Annotated in this window: 15 protein-coding genes and 2 pseudogenes; 8 read left to right on the plus strand and 9 right to left on the minus strand. The window is 71.2% G+C overall.

From position 1 onward, the window contains the following. The 5 genes and pseudogenes from ACWDR3_RS41725 to ACWDR3_RS41745 all read right to left on the minus strand — a co-directional run. Positions 1-81: pseudogene (locus ACWDR3_RS41725) on the minus strand (DUF899 domain-containing protein); the annotation flags it as partial. A 64-nt stretch (positions 82-145) separates the two neighbouring features. Beyond that, positions 146-793, minus strand: a pseudogene (locus ACWDR3_RS41730) (iron-containing alcohol dehydrogenase); the annotation flags it as partial. 141 nt (positions 794-934) lie between these two features. Next, positions 935-1,825 carry a helix-turn-helix domain-containing protein gene (locus ACWDR3_RS41735; protein WP_450357824.1) on the minus strand — a complete coding sequence of 297 codons (891 nt, stop codon included), beginning with the start codon at positions 1,823-1,825 and terminating at the stop codon, positions 935-937. A gap of 103 nt (positions 1,826-1,928) precedes the next feature. Next, positions 1,929-3,500 (minus strand): AbgT family transporter, encoded by a 1,572-nt coding sequence (locus tag ACWDR3_RS41740; RefSeq protein WP_450357825.1) that lies wholly within the window; start codon positions 3,498-3,500, stop codon positions 1,929-1,931. A gap of 5 nt (positions 3,501-3,505) precedes the next feature. Further along, entirely contained in the window at positions 3,506-4,789 is a 1,284-nt protein-coding gene (locus ACWDR3_RS41745; protein WP_450357826.1) for an amidohydrolase family protein, read from the minus strand. Between the two features lie 129 nt (positions 4,790-4,918). Between ACWDR3_RS41745 and ACWDR3_RS41750 the strand changes: the two genes are divergently transcribed. After that, positions 4,919-5,992, plus strand: a complete 1,074-nt coding sequence (locus ACWDR3_RS41750; RefSeq protein WP_450357827.1) for an Lrp/AsnC family transcriptional regulator — start codon at positions 4,919-4,921, stop codon at positions 5,990-5,992. Between the two features lie 12 nt (positions 5,993-6,004). Here ACWDR3_RS41750 and ACWDR3_RS41755 read toward each other — a convergent pair whose 3' ends face one another. Further along, complete coding sequence (locus ACWDR3_RS41755; RefSeq protein ID WP_450357828.1) at positions 6,005-7,456, minus strand: purine-cytosine permease family protein; 1,452 nt, start codon at positions 7,454-7,456, stop codon at positions 6,005-6,007. Positions 7,457-7,570: 114 nt separating this feature from the next. Then, the gene (locus ACWDR3_RS41760; RefSeq protein WP_450357829.1) at positions 7,571-9,025 is read right to left on the minus strand and encodes a glyceraldehyde-3-phosphate dehydrogenase; all 1,455 of its coding nucleotides are present in this window, start codon (positions 9,023-9,025) and stop codon (positions 7,571-7,573) included. 169 nt (positions 9,026-9,194) lie between these two features. Here ACWDR3_RS41760 and gndA point away from each other — a divergent pair, with 169 nt between their 5' ends. The 7 genes from gndA to ACWDR3_RS41795 all read left to right on the plus strand — a co-directional run bounded on the left by gndA (position 9,195) and on the right by ACWDR3_RS41795 (position 15,383). Next, positions 9,195-10,634, plus strand: coding sequence for an NADP-dependent phosphogluconate dehydrogenase (gene gndA / locus ACWDR3_RS41765; protein WP_450357830.1), 1,440 nt, complete (start codon positions 9,195-9,197; stop codon positions 10,632-10,634). Positions 10,635-10,739: 105 nt separating this feature from the next. Then, positions 10,740-11,222, plus strand: coding sequence for a hypothetical protein (locus tag ACWDR3_RS41770; RefSeq protein WP_450357831.1), 483 nt, complete (start codon positions 10,740-10,742; stop codon positions 11,220-11,222). 85 nt (positions 11,223-11,307) lie between these two features. After that, entirely contained in the window at positions 11,308-12,813 is a 1,506-nt protein-coding gene (locus ACWDR3_RS41775) for a purine-cytosine permease family protein (protein ID WP_450357832.1), read from the plus strand. Continuing rightward, positions 12,810-13,403 carry a cysteine hydrolase family protein gene (locus tag ACWDR3_RS41780; RefSeq protein ID WP_450357833.1) on the plus strand — a complete coding sequence of 198 codons (594 nt, stop codon included), beginning with the start codon at positions 12,810-12,812 and terminating at the stop codon, positions 13,401-13,403. Before ACWDR3_RS41775 ends, ACWDR3_RS41780 begins: the two co-directional genes overlap by 4 nt. Then, entirely contained in the window at positions 13,400-14,107 is a 708-nt protein-coding gene (locus tag ACWDR3_RS41785) for a GntR family transcriptional regulator (protein WP_450357834.1), read from the plus strand. The genes ACWDR3_RS41780 and ACWDR3_RS41785 overlap by 4 nt, the downstream gene beginning before the upstream one ends. A 48-nt stretch (positions 14,108-14,155) precedes the next feature. Continuing rightward, entirely contained in the window at positions 14,156-14,872 is a 717-nt protein-coding gene (locus ACWDR3_RS41790) for a Type 1 glutamine amidotransferase-like domain-containing protein (RefSeq protein WP_450357835.1), read from the plus strand. Positions 14,873-14,981: 109 nt separating this feature from the next. After that, the gene (locus ACWDR3_RS41795; RefSeq protein WP_450357836.1) at positions 14,982-15,383 is read left to right on the plus strand and encodes an SseB family protein; all 402 of its coding nucleotides are present in this window, start codon (positions 14,982-14,984) and stop codon (positions 15,381-15,383) included. Between the two features lie 285 nt (positions 15,384-15,668). Here the strand turns inward: ACWDR3_RS41795 and ACWDR3_RS41800 are convergent, their stop codons facing one another. Next, complete coding sequence (locus tag ACWDR3_RS41800; protein ID WP_450357837.1) at positions 15,669-16,652, minus strand: AraC family transcriptional regulator; 984 nt, start codon at positions 16,650-16,652, stop codon at positions 15,669-15,671. 69 nt (positions 16,653-16,721) lie between these two features. Beyond that, the coding region (locus ACWDR3_RS41805; RefSeq protein WP_450357838.1) for an FAD-binding oxidoreductase at positions 16,722-17,900 on the minus strand (1,179 nt) is incomplete at its 5' end.

The raw sequence follows: 17,900 nt of genomic DNA on the forward strand, positions 1-17,900 counted from the left end.
GGCCGGCGCCCCGAGCGCCGAGGCCCGCCCCACGGGCAGTTCCCACTCCTCCTGACGCCCCAGTGCGGTCAGGTCCAGGACCTCCGCCCATGCCGACGGTGCCCAGGCAGGTGCCGGCCAGCCAGGCCGCCTCCAGCGCGTCGGCGCGCGCCTCGCCGTCGGCGGGATCGGCGGCGATCCGGGGCAGCGCCGAGGCGAGCAGCCGGATCGCCCGCAGCGCCAGCTCGTCGGTGACCGGGTCCGGCTGCGGGGCGTACAGCGCCTCCACGGCGTGCGCCATGGCGTTGACGCCGCTGGTCACCGAGGTGTAGATGGGCAGGCCGAGGGTGAGGGAGACGTCGTAGAGGATGGTCCGGGGGCGGATCTCGGGGGCGGAGCGGGTGGTCTTCACGCCGTCGCGTGTCTCGCCCAGGACGGGGGTGGCCTCGGAGCCCGCGTACGTGGTCGGTACGACCACCTGGGGGAGTCCCGTGCGGACGGCGAGGGCCTTGGAGAGGCCGACGGCCGAGCCGCCGCCGAGGGCGACCAGGCAGTCGGCGCCCGTCTCCCGAACGGCTTCCAGGGCGCGTTCGGTGACGTCCACCGGCGTGTGCATCCTGGCCTCGGTGAACTCTCCGGCGGTCAGTGGCCCGAGGGCCTGCCTCGCCCGCTCGACCAGGTCCGTGCGCGTCGGTGTGGTGAGGATCAGGGCGCGGGTGCGGCCCAGGGCCTCGACCTCCTCGCGCAGACGTCCCAGGGTCCCGGTCCCGAAGACGGTCCTCACCAAATGACCGGAGTGGACGAACTCCCGCATGCGGCTCTCCGATGTACGTGGCTCCGGGGTGCGGCGCTGCACCCCTGTCGAGGAGTATGGCCACGCCCGGCCCGGCGCGCCTGCACGAAACGTGCCGGGCGCTGCACGAAAGACGCGCCGACCTTTCAGCCGGCCGGCAGGTCAGCCCTCGCGGCGCAGGGCCGCCGGAGTCGTGCCCAGCTGTGCGCGCAGCACCCGGGTGAGGTGCTCCTGGTGCGAGAAGCCGCAGACGGCGGCGATCTCGGCGATCGGCTGGGTCCCCGTGCGCAGCAGCCGGGCGGCCCGCTCGACACGCAGCCGCATCAGATAGCGGTGCGGCGGCCGTCCTGCCCGGTCCTTGAAGGCCCGCGCGAACCGGCTCACGCCCAGGCCGGCCGCCGCGGCCAGCTCGGTGAGCGGTAGCGGGTCCGCGAGCCGCGCCTCCATCAGGTCGCGTACGGCCGTGAACTGACGATCCGTCAACCCATTTGCCCGCAGCTGCTGTTCACCGTTGACACGGCCTACGTTGCTGTGCCGCCACGCCAGTTGACCGGCGAGCGTGAGGACCAGTTGGTCCGCGTACGTGCGGCCGGCCGGGGCGCCCTCGCGGACCACGCCGTCCAGGGCCAGGACCAGTTGCTCCAACAGCGGGTCGGTGACGCCGAGTTCCTCGTTCAGCCGCACCGGCCCGTGGTCCTCGCCGACCGCCGTGCGCAGGATGTCGTCCGCGACGTACACGTGCACGGTCTTGAGCGGGCCGCCGAGTTCGACGTCCAGGGTGGTCTCGGCGGGGTGCAGGAACATGCCGCCCGGCGGGACGCGGCTGACCTCGGTGAGGCCGCGACGCCCGCGGCGGACCGTGACGGGGCCGTCCAGGTGCAGGATCAGCAGGTGGCTGGGCGCCCCGTCGAAGGCCTTGCGGTAGGGGAGCTCGTCCTGGGTGGAGAGGTACAGCCCCTGCCAGCCGAGCCCCGCGCTGGTCCGTCGCGGACGCACCCACGGCAGTCCGAGGATGCCCAGGGTGTCGTCCACGCCCAGTTCCCGCATCGGCATCAAGGCCGCTCCCACCTGCCCCTCGGATCCGCCGCCTGGAGCGGACCGGTACGTCAATGGTGGCGCAGGTGGGCGGCCGGAGAAAGCGTGAGGTGGGAGGCGGTCACTTCAGACCGATGTGCGCCCCCGGTCCCAGCGGCAGGTCGAAGCCGTAGAAGATGCCCAGGATCACCAGCCAGACCGCGAGGAACGGCACGACGAACACCGACAGGCGGGCGATGAGCGTGCCGAGGCGGGCGTCCGGTTCGTAGCGGCGAAGCAGCGCCAGGAGCAGGAAGACGTACGGGTTCATCGGCGTGATGATGCCGGTGGCGGAGTCGCCGATGCGGAACGCGGCCTGGCTGAGCGCCGGGCTCATGCCGAGCAGCATGAACGCGGGCACGAAGACCGGTCCCACCAGCGACCACAGGGCCGAGCCGGAGACGATGAAGAGGTTGAGGCAGGACGCCAGGAGTACGAAGGCCACCAGGACCCAGAAGCCGGTCAGGCCGATGGAGTTGAGCCCGGCGGCGGCCTTCACGGCGAGCAGCACGCCCAGGTTGGACCAGTTGAACAGCGCGATGACCTGCGCGGCGACGAACATCAGGACGATGTAGCCCGACATGTTCTTCACCGACTCGGACATGGCGGTGACCACGCCCTCCGCGCCCGAGACCGTCTTCACCGTGAAGCCGTAGGTGAGCCCGGCCAGCAGGAACGCGCCGAACAGCACGGGGACGATGCCGGTGAGCAGCGGCGAGGGCACAAGGGCCCCGCCCTCGCCGCGCAGCGGTGCCCCCTCGGGCAGCCACAGGGACAGCACGGCACCCGCGTACAGGGCCACGACCAGGCCGGTGACCAGCAGGCCGCGCCGCTGGACCGGGGTGAGCGTGAGGTCCTGCTCCTCGGGCTCGTCGTCCCCGGGCACGTAGGCCGGCAGTCGCGGTTCCAGGACGCGGCTGATGAGGAAGCCGCCGAGCAGGCCGAGGACGAGGCTGCTGGACGCGGTGAAGTAGTAGTTGACCAGGATGTTCAGGTCCAGGCCCTTGGCCGCGGGCAGGACCGAGGCGGCCTGCTGGGTGATGCCGATGTACAGGGCGTCCAGCGAGCCGATGGTGAACCCGGCCGCGTAGCCCGCGCCGACACAGGCGAAGCCGCCGATCAGACCGGCCACGGGATGCCGCCCGGCGGCCTTGAAGACCACGGCCGCCAGCGGCGGGAGCACGATCGCGGCCACGTCGCTCATCATGTGCGCCTGACACGCGACCAGCGCCACCAGATAGGGCAGCACCTTGCGCGGGGCGCGGGCCAGGGTGGCCCGCATGACCGTCTCAAGAAGCCCGGTCCGCTCTGCCAGGCCCACCGCCATGATCATGATGAGCACGGCGCCGACCGGCGGGAACGTGGCGAAGTTGACGACCAGGTTCTGCGTCAGCCAGCTGATCCCCTCACCGGTGAACAGCCCGGTGACGGGCTTGGTCTCGTCGGTGCCGGGGACCGTGACGGTGACGTCCGCCAGTGACAGGGCGGTCGAGACGAGCGCCAGGACCAGGAAGAGGCAGGTGAACAGGACGATCGGGTTGGGCAGCGCGTTGCCGACGCGTTCGATCAGCGCCAGCACCCGGTCGATGCCGCGTCGGCCTCCGGTCTCCGGGGACTTGCTGTCCGGGGCGGGCAGTTCGGTCAGTGAGGACATCGGCGCTACCGCCTTCCGGTGGTGCCCGCGGCGGGCAGGAGGTCCTTGTGTACGACGCCGTCCTGGACGACGCAGACTACGTTCGCGGGGTCGCCCAGGACACCGATGTCCCGCAGCGGATCGCCGTCGCAGAGGATCAGGTCGGCGGTGCGGCCGGCGGTCAGGGTGCCCAACCGGTCGGCGACACCGAGGAGCTCGGCGGAGGTGCGCGTTCCGGCGACGATGGCCGCCATCGGGTCCATGCCGAGGTCGACGAGGTAGCTGAGTTCCATCAGGTTCACGCCGTGCGGGCCGACGGCGGCGTCGGTGCCGAGCGCGATCCGGGCACCGTACTCGATGGCCCGGGCGATGTTCTCCTTCGTGATGCCCGACCAGCGGGTCTTCTTCTGGTAGTGGAAGTCGGGCATCGTCTCCTTGTCGATCCCCGCGTACACCGTGGACAGCGTCGGGACGACGAACACCCCGCGCTCGCCCGCCAGGTCGAGGGCTCGCTCGTCGAGGCCGTAGCCGTGCTCGATGCTGGTGACGCCGCCGCGCAGGGCGTTGAGGATGCCCGCGTTGCCCTGGGCGTGCGCGGCGACCGGCTTGCCGCCGTGCCGTCGGGCCTCGTCGACCACGGCCCGGATCTCCTCCTCCAGGAGGCCCTCGTCGTCGGGCTGGTCGTAGGGGCTGCCCATGCCGCCGGTGGCGCAGATCTTCACCAGGTCGGCGCCCTCGCGCAGCACCCGGCGCACGGCGAGCCGGGCCTCGTCGGCGGTGTCGGCGATCTCCGACATCCCGGCGCTCAGGTCGGTGCCGTTGGGCAGGCGTACGTCGGCGTGTCCGCCGGTGTGGCTGATGATCCGCACCGCCGTGTGCAGGCGCGGTCCCACCACCCGGCCGCTCTCCACGGCCGTGCGGAACCCCGCCGACAGGCCGCCCAGGTCGCGGGCGCTGGTGACACCGGCGTCCAGGGTCTGCCGCAGCCGCGTGACCGTGTCCAGGGTGACCAGGACGGGATCGAGTTCGGCCCGGCGTCCGGGCGCGGAGCCGTGCGCGTAGGCGAGATGCACGTGGCAGTCGAAGAAGCCGGGGAGTACGGTCCGGCCGGCGGCGTCGATCACACGCGCGTCCGCGGGTCGGTCGGCCGTCGTAGGCTCGGTCGCGGCGGGGCCGGCGTAGGTGATCGTGCCCTGGGCATCGACGGTGATGACGGCGTCGTCGACCGGCGGCGAACCGGTCCCGTCGACGAGCCTGGCGCCGAGTATCCGCAGAGCGGTCCGGGCTTCCCGAGTGGTGGGGTGGGTCATGGGGCGCGGTCACTCCTCCGTGGTCGTGGACAGGGAACGGAGTGTGGAGTGCACGGGTCAACCGGATGTCACCATGCAGAATTCGCGCCGGATCCGTGCCCGGCGTGCAGAGAAGTGCCGCCCCTGGACGTGCAGGATCGTGCCGCGGTCGAGCTCGACGAACTCGACCGCGCCGTCGTGCACGCGCTGCAGATCCACCCCCGGGCGCCGTGGACGCTGGTCGGCGAGGTGCTCGGAGTGAACTCGGTGACGGTCGCCCGGCGCTGGCAGCGGCTGCGGGAGGCGGGTCTGGCCTGGGTGACCGCGTACCCCCGGCTCTCCGACGCGCGGTTCGTGGTGACCGCTGTGGTCGAGGTGGACACCGACCCGGGGCGCGCCGAGGACGTGGCCGGCATCCTCGCCCGGGAGCCGGCGGTGGCGAACATCAAGCTCACGGCGGGCGGCCGCGATCTCGTCCTGTCCGTGCAGACCACAGGCCTGACCGAGCTGGCCCGGCTGACCACGCGGCTGTTCCAGACCACACCGGGGGTACGGGCGAGCCGTACGAACGTGTCGACCGGGCTGCCCGCCGAGGGCAGCCGATGGCGGCTGCGGAGCCTGGACGACGTGCAGTGCGCGCGCCTTGAGGCGGCGATCCCGCCGGCCGTCGTCCCCACACCGGCCGCCGAGGCGCGTTGGGACGACCTGGACGCGCAGCTGCTGGGGTTGCTCAGTCAGGACGGGCGGATGTCGCTGCGCGACCTCTCGGCGGCGGCCGACACGAGCATCACCACCGTCCGGCGCAGGGTGCAGTCGCTGCTCGCGGCCCGGCTGTCCCTGCGCTGCGACCTGGCCAGGCCGTTGTCGGGGTGGCCGCTGTCCGCCGTGTACTTCGCCTCAGTGCCCGGGCAGCATGTGGAGGAGACCTGCCGGGTCCTCGCCGGGATGCGGGAGGTGCGGGCGTGCGCGATCACCGCCGGGCCGCACAACCTGGTGATCGACGTCTGGCTGCGCGACCTGCGGGACGTGCACTCCTTCGAGGCCCATCTCGCGCGGCGGATCCCCCGCCTCACGGTCGACGACCGCTCGGTGGTGCTGCGCACGGTCAAGCACATGGGCCGGCTGCTGGACGAGGACGGCCGCTGTGTGGGCGTCGTGCCGCTGCGGCACCCGCAGGGACCTCGTGCGGTCGGCGCCGGGGAGGAGACGGTCCCGGCGCTGTAACCGCCGGGAGGATCAGGGCTCGCGGTGCTCGTGCGCGGACCGCTCCAGTTCCGCGGCCTCCGCCTCGGCCAGCCGGGTCTCGGCGGCCACGTCGATCGACCGGGTCAGGAACCAGTAGAGGATCGCGGAGACCGGCAGTCCGACGAACAGGGAGATGTCGGCGCCGTCGAGCGCGTCGGCGATCGGCCCGGTGTAGAGCGTGCCCACGGAGAAGAACGGGATCATGACCACGAAGCCCACCAGGTACGAGATGATCCCGTGCCAGCCCCAACGCCCGTAGATCCCATGGGGGTTGAAGATCTCGGCGATCGCGTAGTGGCCGCGGCGCACGATGTAGTAGTCCATGAGGTTCACCGCGGTCCAGGGGATGAAGAGGTAGAGGACCAGCAGCAGGAAGTTGTTGAAGTTCGTCAGGAAGTCGGAGGTCGCGGCCATCGCGCCGACCAGCGAGAGGGCCGCGGTCAGACCGATGGTGAGCAGGCGGACGCCGACCGTCGGGCGCACCTTCTTGAAGGAGTCGATGGCGCTGATCAGGGTCAGCGAACCGCCGTACATGTTGAGCGCGGTGACCGAGATCAGGCCGAGGGCAGCGAACAGCAGCACGATCGCGCCGAAGCCGCTGAACACCTTGTCGCCGGCCGCGTTGATCGAGGCGACCGTGTCGAAGTCCTTGCCCGCCCAGGCGGCGAGCAGCGTGCCGAGGACCATCAGCCAGATGCCGCCGAGGGCCGAGCCGAAGTAGGTCCAGTAGAAGGTCTTGCGGACGGTCACGCCCGGCGGGAGGTAGCGCGAGTAGTCGGAGACATAGATCGCCCAGCTGATCTGGTAGCCGGCGACCACGCCGAACTGGGCCAGGAACGGCGTCCATTGGAAGTCGCCGAGGTCGAAGGAGCCCGCCGGGTAGTGGAGCGTGACCAGGACGCCCACGGTGAAGATCCCGAAGACGATCAGGAAGGTGTACGTCAGGAACTGCTCGGCCTTGTGGATGACGTCGTAGCCGACCAGCGCGATGACCAGGGCGACCACGGTCACCGCGGCCACCCACGGCTTCACGCCGCCGTGCACCGTGGTGTGCAGGGCCTCGCCCGCCAGGATGGTGTTGAAGACGTTGAAGCCCGCGTACTGGACGTACGCGAACAGCCACACCAGCAGGGCGCCGACATAGCCGAACTGGGGCCGCGACTGGATCATCTGCGGCAGACCCAACTGCGGGCCCTGGGCCGAGTGGAAGGCCATGAAGAAGGTGCCGATCACCGTGCCGGCGACGATCGCGATGAGCGACCAGATGAGGTTGCCGCCCTCGGTGATGCTGATCAGGCCGACGGCGAGGGTGGCGATCTGCGCGTTCGACATGAACCACAGCGGGCCGAGGTGCCACAGCTTGCCGTGGCGTTCGTCGAGGGGGACGTAGTCGATGGAGCGGGTCTCCAGACCCGACACCCGGGGCTCTGCTGATGTGGTCATGACGCCTCCAGAGTGTGGATCCGTCTCTGAGGCCACATTCATGCCTCGTCCATGTCCGGTCAAGCGGTCATTACCGACCCTTGACCGGACGCGAGCCGAGGACAGACGCCGAGGTCAGACCGCCGGGCTCGGGAAGGTCGGGTACTCGACGCCGGAGACGTGCTGGACCACCCGGACGACCTGGCAGGAGTAGCCGAACTCGTTGTCGTACCAGAGGTAGAGGATCGCGTTGTCGCCCTCCACCTTCGTGGCGCCCGCGTCGACGATCGAGGCGTGGCGCGAGCCGATGAAGTCGCTGGAGACCGCGTCGGGGGCCGTGGTGAAGTCGATCTGGCGCTTGAGCGGCGAGGTCAGCGAGACCTCGCGGAGGTGGTCGAGGACCTCCTCGCGGGACGTCTCGCGGGAGAGCTGCAGATTGAGGATCGCGATCGAGACGTCCGGCACCGGGACCCGGATCGAGCTGCCGGTGATCCGCGCCTTGAGGTCGGGCAGCGCCTTGGTGACGGCGGAGGCGGCGCCGGTCTCGGTGATGACCATGTTGAGCGGCGCGGAGCGGCCCCGGCGGTCGGCCTTGTGGTAATTGTCCAGCAGGTTCTGGTCGTTGGTGAAGGAGTGCACGGTCTCCACATGGCCGCGCTCCACTCCGAACTCGTCGTCCATCGCCTTCAGCGGCGGCACGATCGCGTTGGTGGTGCAGGACGCGCAGGACAGGATCCGCTCGTCCGGCTTCACGGTGTCGTGGTTGACGCCGTGCACGATGTTCGGGACGTCGCCCTTGCCCGGCGCGGTCAGCACGACCTTGTCGATGCCGGGACGCAGATGCTGCGAAAGCCCTTCCCGGTCGCGCCACTTGCCGGTGTTGTCGATGAGGATCGCGTTGCTGATGCCGTACGTCGTGTAGTCGACCTCGGACGGGTCGTCGGCGTAGATCACCTTGATCGCGTTGCCGTTGGCGAAGATCGTGCCGCTCGCCTCGTCGACCGTGATCGTGCCCTGGAACTGGCCGTGGATCGAGTCCCGGCGCAGCAGCGAGGCCCGCTTGACGAGATCCTCGGAGGCGCGTCCGCCACTGCCGCGCACCACGATGGCGCGCAGCCGCAGACCGTTGCCCGAGCCGGCCTTCTCGATCAGCAGCCGGGCGACCAGGCGTCCGATGCGGCCGAAGCCGTAGAGGACGACGTCACGCCCCTCGCCGCGCTCGATCTTGTTGGCGCCCGTGGCGCCGGCGACGGCCTCGGCGGTGAACTCGTCGACACCCAGGCCGCGTTCGTCCTCGCGGTAGGTCGCGGCGAGCATGCCGATGTCGATCTGCGAGGGACCGAGGTCGAGCGTGGTCAGGGCGCGCAGGAAGGGCAGCGTCTCCGTGACCGAGAGCTCCGCGCCGGCGATCTGCCGGGCGAAGCGGTGGGTCTTGAGGATGCTCACCACCGACTTGTTCACCAGGGAGCGGCTGTGCAGCAGCACGGTGACGTCCCGCTCGCGGTGCAGCTTCCCGATGATCGGGATCATCGACTCCGCGGTCTCCTCGCGGGTCTTCCAGTTGGTGAACGAGTCGTCGTTGACAGTCACAGGTTTCTCTTTCGAGCTAGGTGGCGCTCATATGCTAAACCCCTGGTCGTCGAGTCGTTCAGGCGGGGGTTCCGGCCGGAATCGAGACGATCCGGCCGCCGCTGCGTACCTGCGGGGGACGGGGCCGCCCGCCCCGAGACCGTCACCGGACCGATCCAAGGGACAGAGCATGAACGCAAGCGCAGCCATCGGCGTGACCGGCCTCGGTGTGATGGGCCGCAACCTGGCCCGGAACTTCGCCCGCAACGGCTACACCGTCGCCGTCCACAACCGGTCAGCGGGCCGTACGCACGCGCTCATGGAGGAGTTCGGCCACGAGGGCACGTTCGTCCCCGCCGAGACGGCCGCGGAGTTCGTGGCCGCCCTGGAGCGTCCCCGGCGGCTGCTGATCATGGTGCAGGCGGGCGCCGCCACCGACGCGGTCATCGAGGAGTTCGCCCCGCTGCTGGAGGCCGGGGACATGATCATCGACGCCGGCAACGCCCACTACGCCGACACCCGCCGCCGCGAGGCCGCCCTGCGCGAACGCGGTCTGCACTTCGTCGGCACCGGCGTGTCCGGCGGCGAGGAGGGCGCGCTGCACGGACCGTCGATCATGGTCGGCGGCTCGGCGGAGTCGTACGCCGTCCTCGGGCCGATGTTCGAGAAGATCAGCGCGTACGTCGACGGCGAGCCGTGTGCCGCCTACATCGGCAGCGACGGCGCCGGGCACTTCGTGAAGATGGTCCACAACGGCATCGAGTACGCCGACATGCAGCTCATCGCCGAGGCCTACGACCTGTTGCGCCGGGTCGCCGGATACACCCCGGGCGAGATCGCGGACGTCTTCCGGCGCTGGAACGAGGGCCGGCTCGGCTCGTACCTGGTCGAGATCACCGCCGAAGTGCTCGCGCACGTGGACGCGGAGACCGGCGCCCCCTTCGTCGACGTGGTCGTCGACGCCGCCGGGCAGAAGGGCACCGGCCGCTGGACCGTGCAGACCGCCCTCGACCTGGCCTCACCGGTCACCGCCATCGCCCAGGCCACCTTCGCCCGCGCCGCCTCCGGCCAGAGCGAACTGCGTGCCGCCTACGCGGGCCTGCCCGGCGGCACCCGTCCCAAGCTCAGCCGCACCGAGGCCGAGCGCTTCGCCTCGCAGGTCGAGCACGCCCTGTACGCGTCGAAGGTCATTGCCTACGACCAGGGCTGGAAGATGATCCAGGACGCCGCCGCCGAGTACGGCTGGAAGATCGACCTCGGCACGGTCGCCCGGATCTGGCGCGGCGGCTGCATCATCCGCGCCTCCTTCCTGGACCGCATCCGGGCCGCCTACACGGCCGACCGTGACCTGGTCAGCCTCCTCGGCGAGATGGAGTTCGCGATGGAGATCACCGACGCGCAGGTGCCCTGGCGGGAGACGGTCGCCTCGGCCGCCCGGCGCGGGGTCCCGGTCCCGGCCTTCTCGGCCGCGCTCGCCCACTACGACACCCTGCGCGCCGACCGCCTGCCCGCCGCTCTGCTGCAAGGGCAGCGCGACTACTTCGGGGCGCACACGTACAGCCGTACCGACCGCCCCGGCACCTTCCACACCCACTGGGCCACGCCCGGCCGCCCCGAGACCACGGCCTGAGCGACCGGACTCGACCTGGCCTGACTCCACCTGATCCGGGCCGACCTGCCCGTCGTCGCCGGTTCCGGGCGTGACCATCGCCCGGAACCGGTCGTTCTCGCTTGCATGATCCACTTCAAGCGCGGACTCGTCACCGCCGCCCTCGCGCTGGCCGGCCTCGCGGCTCTGACCGCCCCCGCCGCCCACGCCACCGACAACGTCCCTTGCCACAGCCCCACCAAGCGCACCCTCACCGACCCCTCCAGCGGCCGCACTTGGCCGAACACCGAGGTCCGCTACTGCAACCTCACCCGGGGCCACGTGCCCGTGTACGCGACGCGTTCGCCGGGTGCCGCTGTCGTCGGCTACCTCGAACAGGGCGGCGCGGCCAACTGGTTCGTCACCGAGATGAAGGGCCAGACCTTCCGGGACGGGTCCGCCGAGAACTACTGGTGGGGCAGCACCATGGCGGACAACGGCCGTTGGGGCTGGGTGCCCGAGGTCTACTTCGCGGGCGGCGACAACAACGAGGACGACGCGGGGCTGCTGATGCCCGGCTCCTACACCTGCGCGAACGCGTGCCCGCCGCTGCCCTTCTGGGCGCGCTGAGGTTCTGCGGCGGTCGCTCCTGTCTTGACGCCCCCATCCGGCCGACCTAGCCTCGACTCAACACGTCTAGACAGGTAGGTCGACGATGGCCGATTCGCTGGACTCCACCGACAACAGATCCTCCGGCCGACAGCTCCAGGTGGAGACACACGGGCTGGACGTGATCGGGGACGCCGAGCGCAAAGGCACTCCGCGGACGCTGTTCTGGCCTTGGTTCGGGGCCAACGTCTCGATTCTGGGCCTGAGTTACGGTGCCTTCGCGCTCGGCTTCGGGATCTCCTTCTGGCAGGCGCTGCTCGCCGGCGTCATGGGCATCGTCTTCTCCTTCCTGCTCTGCGGATTCATCGCCGTCTCGGGCAAGCGCGGCTCGGCGCCGACCATGGTGCTCAGCCGCGCCGCCTATGGCGTACGGGGCAACCGGCTGCCGTCGGTCATCTCCTGGGTGCTCACCGTGGGTTGGGAGACCGTCCTGTGCTCGCTGGCCACCATGGCCACCGCCACCGTCTTCGGCCGGCTCGGCTGGGGCGGCGGCACCGAGACCAAGGTCATCGCCCTGATCGTGGTCGGCGCGCTCACCGTCATCGGTGGTGTGATGGGCTTCGACCTCATCATGCGGTTGCAGACCGTGATCACCGTCGTCACGGGCGTGCTCACGGTCGTCTACATCGCGCTGGTCGCCGACCACATCCACTGGCACACCGTGAACGCCCTCCCGGCGGGCTCCGCCCAGGAGTTCATCGGCGCGCTCGTCTTCATGATGACCGGCTTCGGGCTCGGCTGGGTCAACGCGGCCGCCGACTACTCCCGCTATCTGCCGAGGGGTTCGTCGAGCCGGGGTGTCATCGGCTGGACCACGTTCGGCGCGTCGGTGGCACCCCTGTTCCTGCTGGTCTTCGGCCTGTTGCTGGCCGGCTCCTCGACCAAGCTCAACGCGGCCGTCGCCGCCGACCCGATCGGCGCCCTCACGACCATCCTGCCGACCTGGTTCCTGGTCCCCTTCGCCGTGGTCGCCGTTCTCGGCCTGGTCGGCGGCGCCGTCCTCGACATCTACTCCTCCGGCCTCGCCCTGCTCTCCGCCGGCCTGCGCATCCCCCGCTACCTGGCCGCGCTGGTCGACGGCGTCCTGATGATCGCGGGCTCGATCTACATCGTGTTCATCGCCGACGACTTCCTCGGCCAGTTCATGGGCTTCCTGACGACGCTGGGCGTCCCCATCGCCGCCTGGTGCGGCATCATGCTCGCCGACCTGCTCCTGCGCCGGCGCGACTACGACGAGGGCGACCTGTACCGTCCGTCCGGCCGCTACGGCGACGTATCCCTCATGCCGCTGCTCCTCACGCTGGTCGCCACGGCTCTTGGCTGGGGCCTGGTCACCAACGCCGCCGCGAGCTGGCTGGACTGGCAGGGCTACCTGCTCGACCCCTTCGGCCTCGGCGGCAAGTCCGGCGCCTGGGCGTACGCCAACCTCGGCGTCCTCGTCGCCCTCGCCGTCGGCTTCCTCGGCACCCTGGCCCTGGGCCGCGCCCGCGTCCACGCCCAGGAGGCGCTGGCACCGAGCCCGGCGACGGGGGAGGGGGTGCCGATCGCATGACGGATCGCATGACGGATCCCTTTGGTGATCGCACGGCCGCAGACGCCGGCCTGCTCACGGTCATCGACATGCAGCGCGTCTTCGCCGAACCCGACAGCCCCTGGGCCACCCCGCGTTACGCCGAGGCCGCGGCGGGCGTACGACGTCTGCTGCCGGCGTTCGGCGACCGCGTGGCCTTCACCCGCTTCGTCGCCCCCGCGAAACCCGAGGGTGCCTGGCGCGCGTACTACGAGCAGTGGCCCTTCGCCCTCCAGCCGCCGGACGCGCGCCTGTGGGACCTCACCGACGACTTCGCCGACCACCCGGGCCACGTCGTCACCGCCACGACCTTCGGCAAGTGGGGCCCTGAACTCGCCCAGCACGTAAGGCAGGACGGCCGGATGGTCCTGGCTGGCGTCAGCACCGACTGCTGCGTCCTGTCCACCGCCCTAGCCGCGGCCGACGCCGGCATCGAGGTGCTGGTCGCCGCCGACGCCTGCGCGGGCGTGGACGACGACTCGCACGCCAAGGCCCTGCACGTGATGGACCTCTACCGCCCCCTGATCCGGGTGACGACCGTCGCCGAGCTGCTTGAGGCGGCGGCTGGATGAGCGAAGTCCCCCTCAAACACCAGCGGATCACCGAGGTCCTGGCCAAGGAGATCCGCAGCGGCCGTCGCCCGCCCGGCGAGCAACTGCCCGGCGAGCACGCCCTGGCCCAGCGGTTCGGGGTCAGCCGTACGACGATCCGCGCGGCCCTCGCCGAACTCAGCGAGGCCGGACTGATCACCACCCGCACCGGCAAGGGTTCCTACGTCCTCTTCGACGACCGCCCGCTCGACGACCGACTCGGCTGGGCCCGCGCCCTCGCCACCCAGGGCATCGACACGCGGGTGCGGACAGTGGCGGTGCGAGGCGTGCGCGAGGAGCCGCTCGCCGCCGAACTCGGCCTGCCCGAACCGGAGTTCGTCTGTGTGGAGCGGACCCGGGAGCTGGTCGCCGATGCCGTGGTGGTGTCGTACGAACGCAGCTTTCTGCCGCCCGTGGCCGGAATCAGGGAGCTGGCGGAGCGAGGTCTGGAGGGGGAGTCGCTCACCGATGTGATGGGACGGGCCGGGCTGCGTCCTGATCACGGCGAGCAACGGCTGGGCGGGCGGCGGATAGACGCGCGCGAGGCGGAGCTGCTGCGGCGGACTCCGGGGGACTGGTTCCTCGATGCGCAGCGCACCAGCCGGGCGGTGGACGGTTCCTTCGTGGAACATGTGGTGAGCCTGCTGGATCCCGAACACTTCAGGCTGACCGTCGAGTTCGGCTGAGCACCGCACGGTGGTGCCCGACAACCCTTCCGCTCAGGAGGCGCCTCCGTGGCAACCGTTCCGCCGCACCGCATTGCCCTGCTCGGCGGGGGCTTCACGTTCGACGAGGACGGACTGCTGGACGACTGGCTGCTCGGACATGCCCGCGGTCCGCACCCCAAGGTGTGTTTCCTGCCCACCGCGAGCGGAGACTCCCCGGGCTACTCGGAGCGGTTCCTCCAGGTGTTCCGGACGCGCCACGACTGCGAGCCGTCCGTACTGCCGCTGTTCGGGAGGCAGTTGGACGACGAGGCGCTGCGCACCTTCGTGCTCGCCCAGGACGTCGTGTACGTGGGCGGCGGCAACACGGCGAACATGCTCGCGGTGTGGCGCGTGCACGGCGTGGACCGGCTCCTGCGCGAGGCCTACGACCGCGGCACCCTGCTGTGCGGCATGAGCGCCGGCGCCAACTGCTGGGCCGAGGCCTCCCACACCGACTCCTTCGGTCCGCTCGCCGCGCTGGCGGACGGGCTCGGCCTGCTCCAGGGCTCGGTCTGCCCGCACTACGACAGCGAACCGGGTCGGCGACCCTCCTACCAGGCCGCTGTCGCCGATCAGACGCTGCCTGCCGGATGGGCCCTCGACGACGGGACGGGAGCCCTGTTCACGGACGGTCGTCCGACGGAGACGGTGACCCGGGTGGGGAGTGCGCGCGTGTATCGGGTGGAGCCGGACGGGCGCGGAGGTGTGCGGGAGCGCGCGTTGGAGTGCCGAACCGTTCGCTGAGGCGACCAGGGGATTGAGGTGGTCGCGGTCGGGTACGCGTCCAGGACCGTGCCCCGGGCGATCTTGTCCCGGGCAGGCTGTTCGAACGCCCGCTATCAGGGGATCTGCCATGGAGACACCCGCCCACGACCACGCCGAGACACCCGCCCGCAGGGCGCTGGACGCGTTGTCCGTCAACACCGAGGACACGGCGGCGCTGGCCGCGCTCGCGAGCAGTGAGGTGCTCGTGCCGGTGCCCGACGACGCGCAACAGGAGGCGGCTGCCGATCCGGCGGCCGTGGCGCTGCCCGTGCTGGAACAGCCCGACGGCGCCCCGGTGGTGCCCGTGTTCACCTCGGAAGGGGAGCTGGCCGAGCTGCTGCCGTTCGTCTCGCGCTACCGTCTGGTGCCGCTGGCCGCGCTCGCCTCGCAGTGGCCCGCCGAGGAACTCTCGCTCAGCATCGACGCCGGTTCCGCGCACCCGCTGACGCTCACCTCCGAGGGCGTACGGACCTTGCTGGCCCGGCCCTAGAGGCGGTGGTTCGGGCCCGGCCACCGGTTTCGGAGGGGGAGCGGCCGGGCCCCTGGGACGGGCGCGGGCAGTCTCCCGCCCCCACGCCCCGGCTCACGCGCACAGCGGGGATGAACCGCGCCGACACCGTTCATCCCGTCGCCGTCACGGTCGCCGTACGGACGATATGCGGCCGTCGCGGCGCGGTCGCTCCGGAAAACGCGGGGCCTGTCCGTCCTGCGCGGGTTTCGTGTCCTCGTGCGCGACGACAGCCTCACACGGGCCACAGCTACTGCGAGGCCGCCCTCACATGGCCCGCAGTGTCTCCGAGGGCGGTTCCCCGAAGCGCTGTCGGTAGCGCTGGGCGAACCGGCCCAGGTGGGTGAACCCCCACCGGTAGGCGACCTCCGCGACGGTGGTCGTGCCCGGCGCGGAGACCCGTAACTGGTCGTGCACGCGCTGCAGACGCACCTCGGTGACGTACGCCATGGGCGACATGCCCACGTGCTTGCGGAAAGCGTCCTGCAGGGTCCGCAGGCCGACCTGGGCGATCGCCGCGAGTCCGGCAGCGTCGTAGGGCTCGGCGGGCATCTCCTGTACGACGTCCATCACCTTTCTCACCGACGCGGGCCGCATCGGCGGCGGGTAGGCGAGGTGATCGCGGTAGTCGTGGTCCGCGGCCAGCAACAGGCCTTCCAGCAGGGTCTGTTCGAAGCGGCTCCGGATGAGCGGGTTGGACAACAGGCCCTGGGAGACGTCCGCTTCGAGCAGGGTCCAGCGGGCCAGCGCGGCCCAGCTGCGGGCTGGCCCCCGGGTGACGTCGAGGGCGGGCGCGAACTTCGGCGGGTGCCGCAGCGAGGTGCCGAGCAGGGTCTCCAGGCTGCGGTGCAGGGCGAGTTTGTCGACCTTCACCGTCAGCGCGTCGCAGTCGCTCGACCAGGTGTCCATCCGTATGTGGTACTCGGGGTCGAAGAAGAGGGCCCGTCGATCCGTGGCGTACCCGACGGGTCCGCCGCCCTGCTGCACGCTGCACACGCCTTCCAGCGGCACGATCACGTGGTAGCAGCCAGGTTCGCCGAAGCCGAACCGCATCTCCGTGCCGAAGGTGATCCGGCCTACGGTGAGTGCGCCGAGGTCGGCCACGTCCAGGCGGTTGGCGAAGTCGGCTCGGTCGCCCATCACCACGAGCCGTGCGTCGTAGTAGTGGGCCGCGATGGAGTCGTGCGTCTCCTCCACGGAGCGCGTCGCGTACTTGCTGAACTCCGCCGCCCGGTGCGCTGTCTCGGTCAACGTGCACTCTCCCCGGTGCCCTCCGACACGTCTCAGATGAGCATGGCACCACGGGCGGCCGGATATGCCTCACAGGCTCTTGCCGGGGTTGAGGATTCCGCGGGGATCGAACACCTCCTTGAGCCGTCGCTGCAACGCGTGGGCCGCGGGCCCGAGTTCGTCGGCGACCCACTGCCGCTTCAGTACGCCCACCCCGTGCTCGCCGGTGAGCGTGCCGCCGAGGCGCAGGGCCAGCGCGAAGATCTCCCCCGCCGCTTCCCAGGCCGCGTCCGGCAGCTGGTCCAGGGACGGGTCGACCACGATGATCGGGTGCAGGTTTCCGTCCGCCGCGTGCGCGATGGTGAAGACGGGCACGCCGTGCCGGGCGGAGATGTCCCGGATCTCCCGTGCCGCCTCGGCCAGCCGGGACCGCGGCACCGCGATGTCCTCGATCAGCGGCCGGCCAAGCCGCTCAAGCGCGGGCAGCGCGAGCCGCCGGGCGGCCAGCAGCCGCTCGGCCTCGACCGGGTCCTCCGTAGCCTCGACCGTCGAGGCCAGCGGTGCCAGGACGCGCTCGACGACCGCCGCCTCGATGGCCGCTCCGGCGCCGTCGCACTGCACCAGCAGCAGGGCCGCACCCCGCGCCCGCAACGCCGGGTCGATCGCGTCGAGGACCGGCCCGTCGACCAGTTCGGCCAGCGCGGGCACCACCCCCGCCCGCGCGATGGCGTACGAGGCCTCGGCCGCCGCCTCGAAGGAGTCGAACCAGGCCGCGAGCGTCGCCGTCGCCACCGGCACCGGACGCAGCCGCAGGGTCGCCGAGGTGATCACGGCGAGAGTGCCTTCCGAGCCGGTGAGCAGCGCGGTGAGGTCGTAGCCGGTGACGCCTTTGACCGTACGGCGACCGGTGGTGATCACCGTGCCGTCGGCGAGGACGGCCTCCAGACCGAGCACGCTGTCCCGGGTCACCCCGTACTTCGCGCAGCGCAGCCCGCCCGCGTTGGTGGCGATGTTCCCGCCGATCGTGGAGATCGCCGCGCTCGCCGGGTCCGGCGCGTACCGCAGACCGTGCGCGGCCGCCGCCCGGTCCAACTCGGCCGTGATCACGCCCGGTTCGACGACGGCGAGCTGGTCGTCGGCCGACAGCTCACGGATCCGGTTCATCCGGGACAGATCCAGGACGAGCGCACCCTCGCCGGCCGTCGCGCCGCCCGACAGCCCGGTGCCCGCGCCGCGCGGCACCACCGGCACGCCCACGCGCTGGGCGTG

The organism is Streptomyces sp. NPDC001002 (assembly GCF_053599215.1).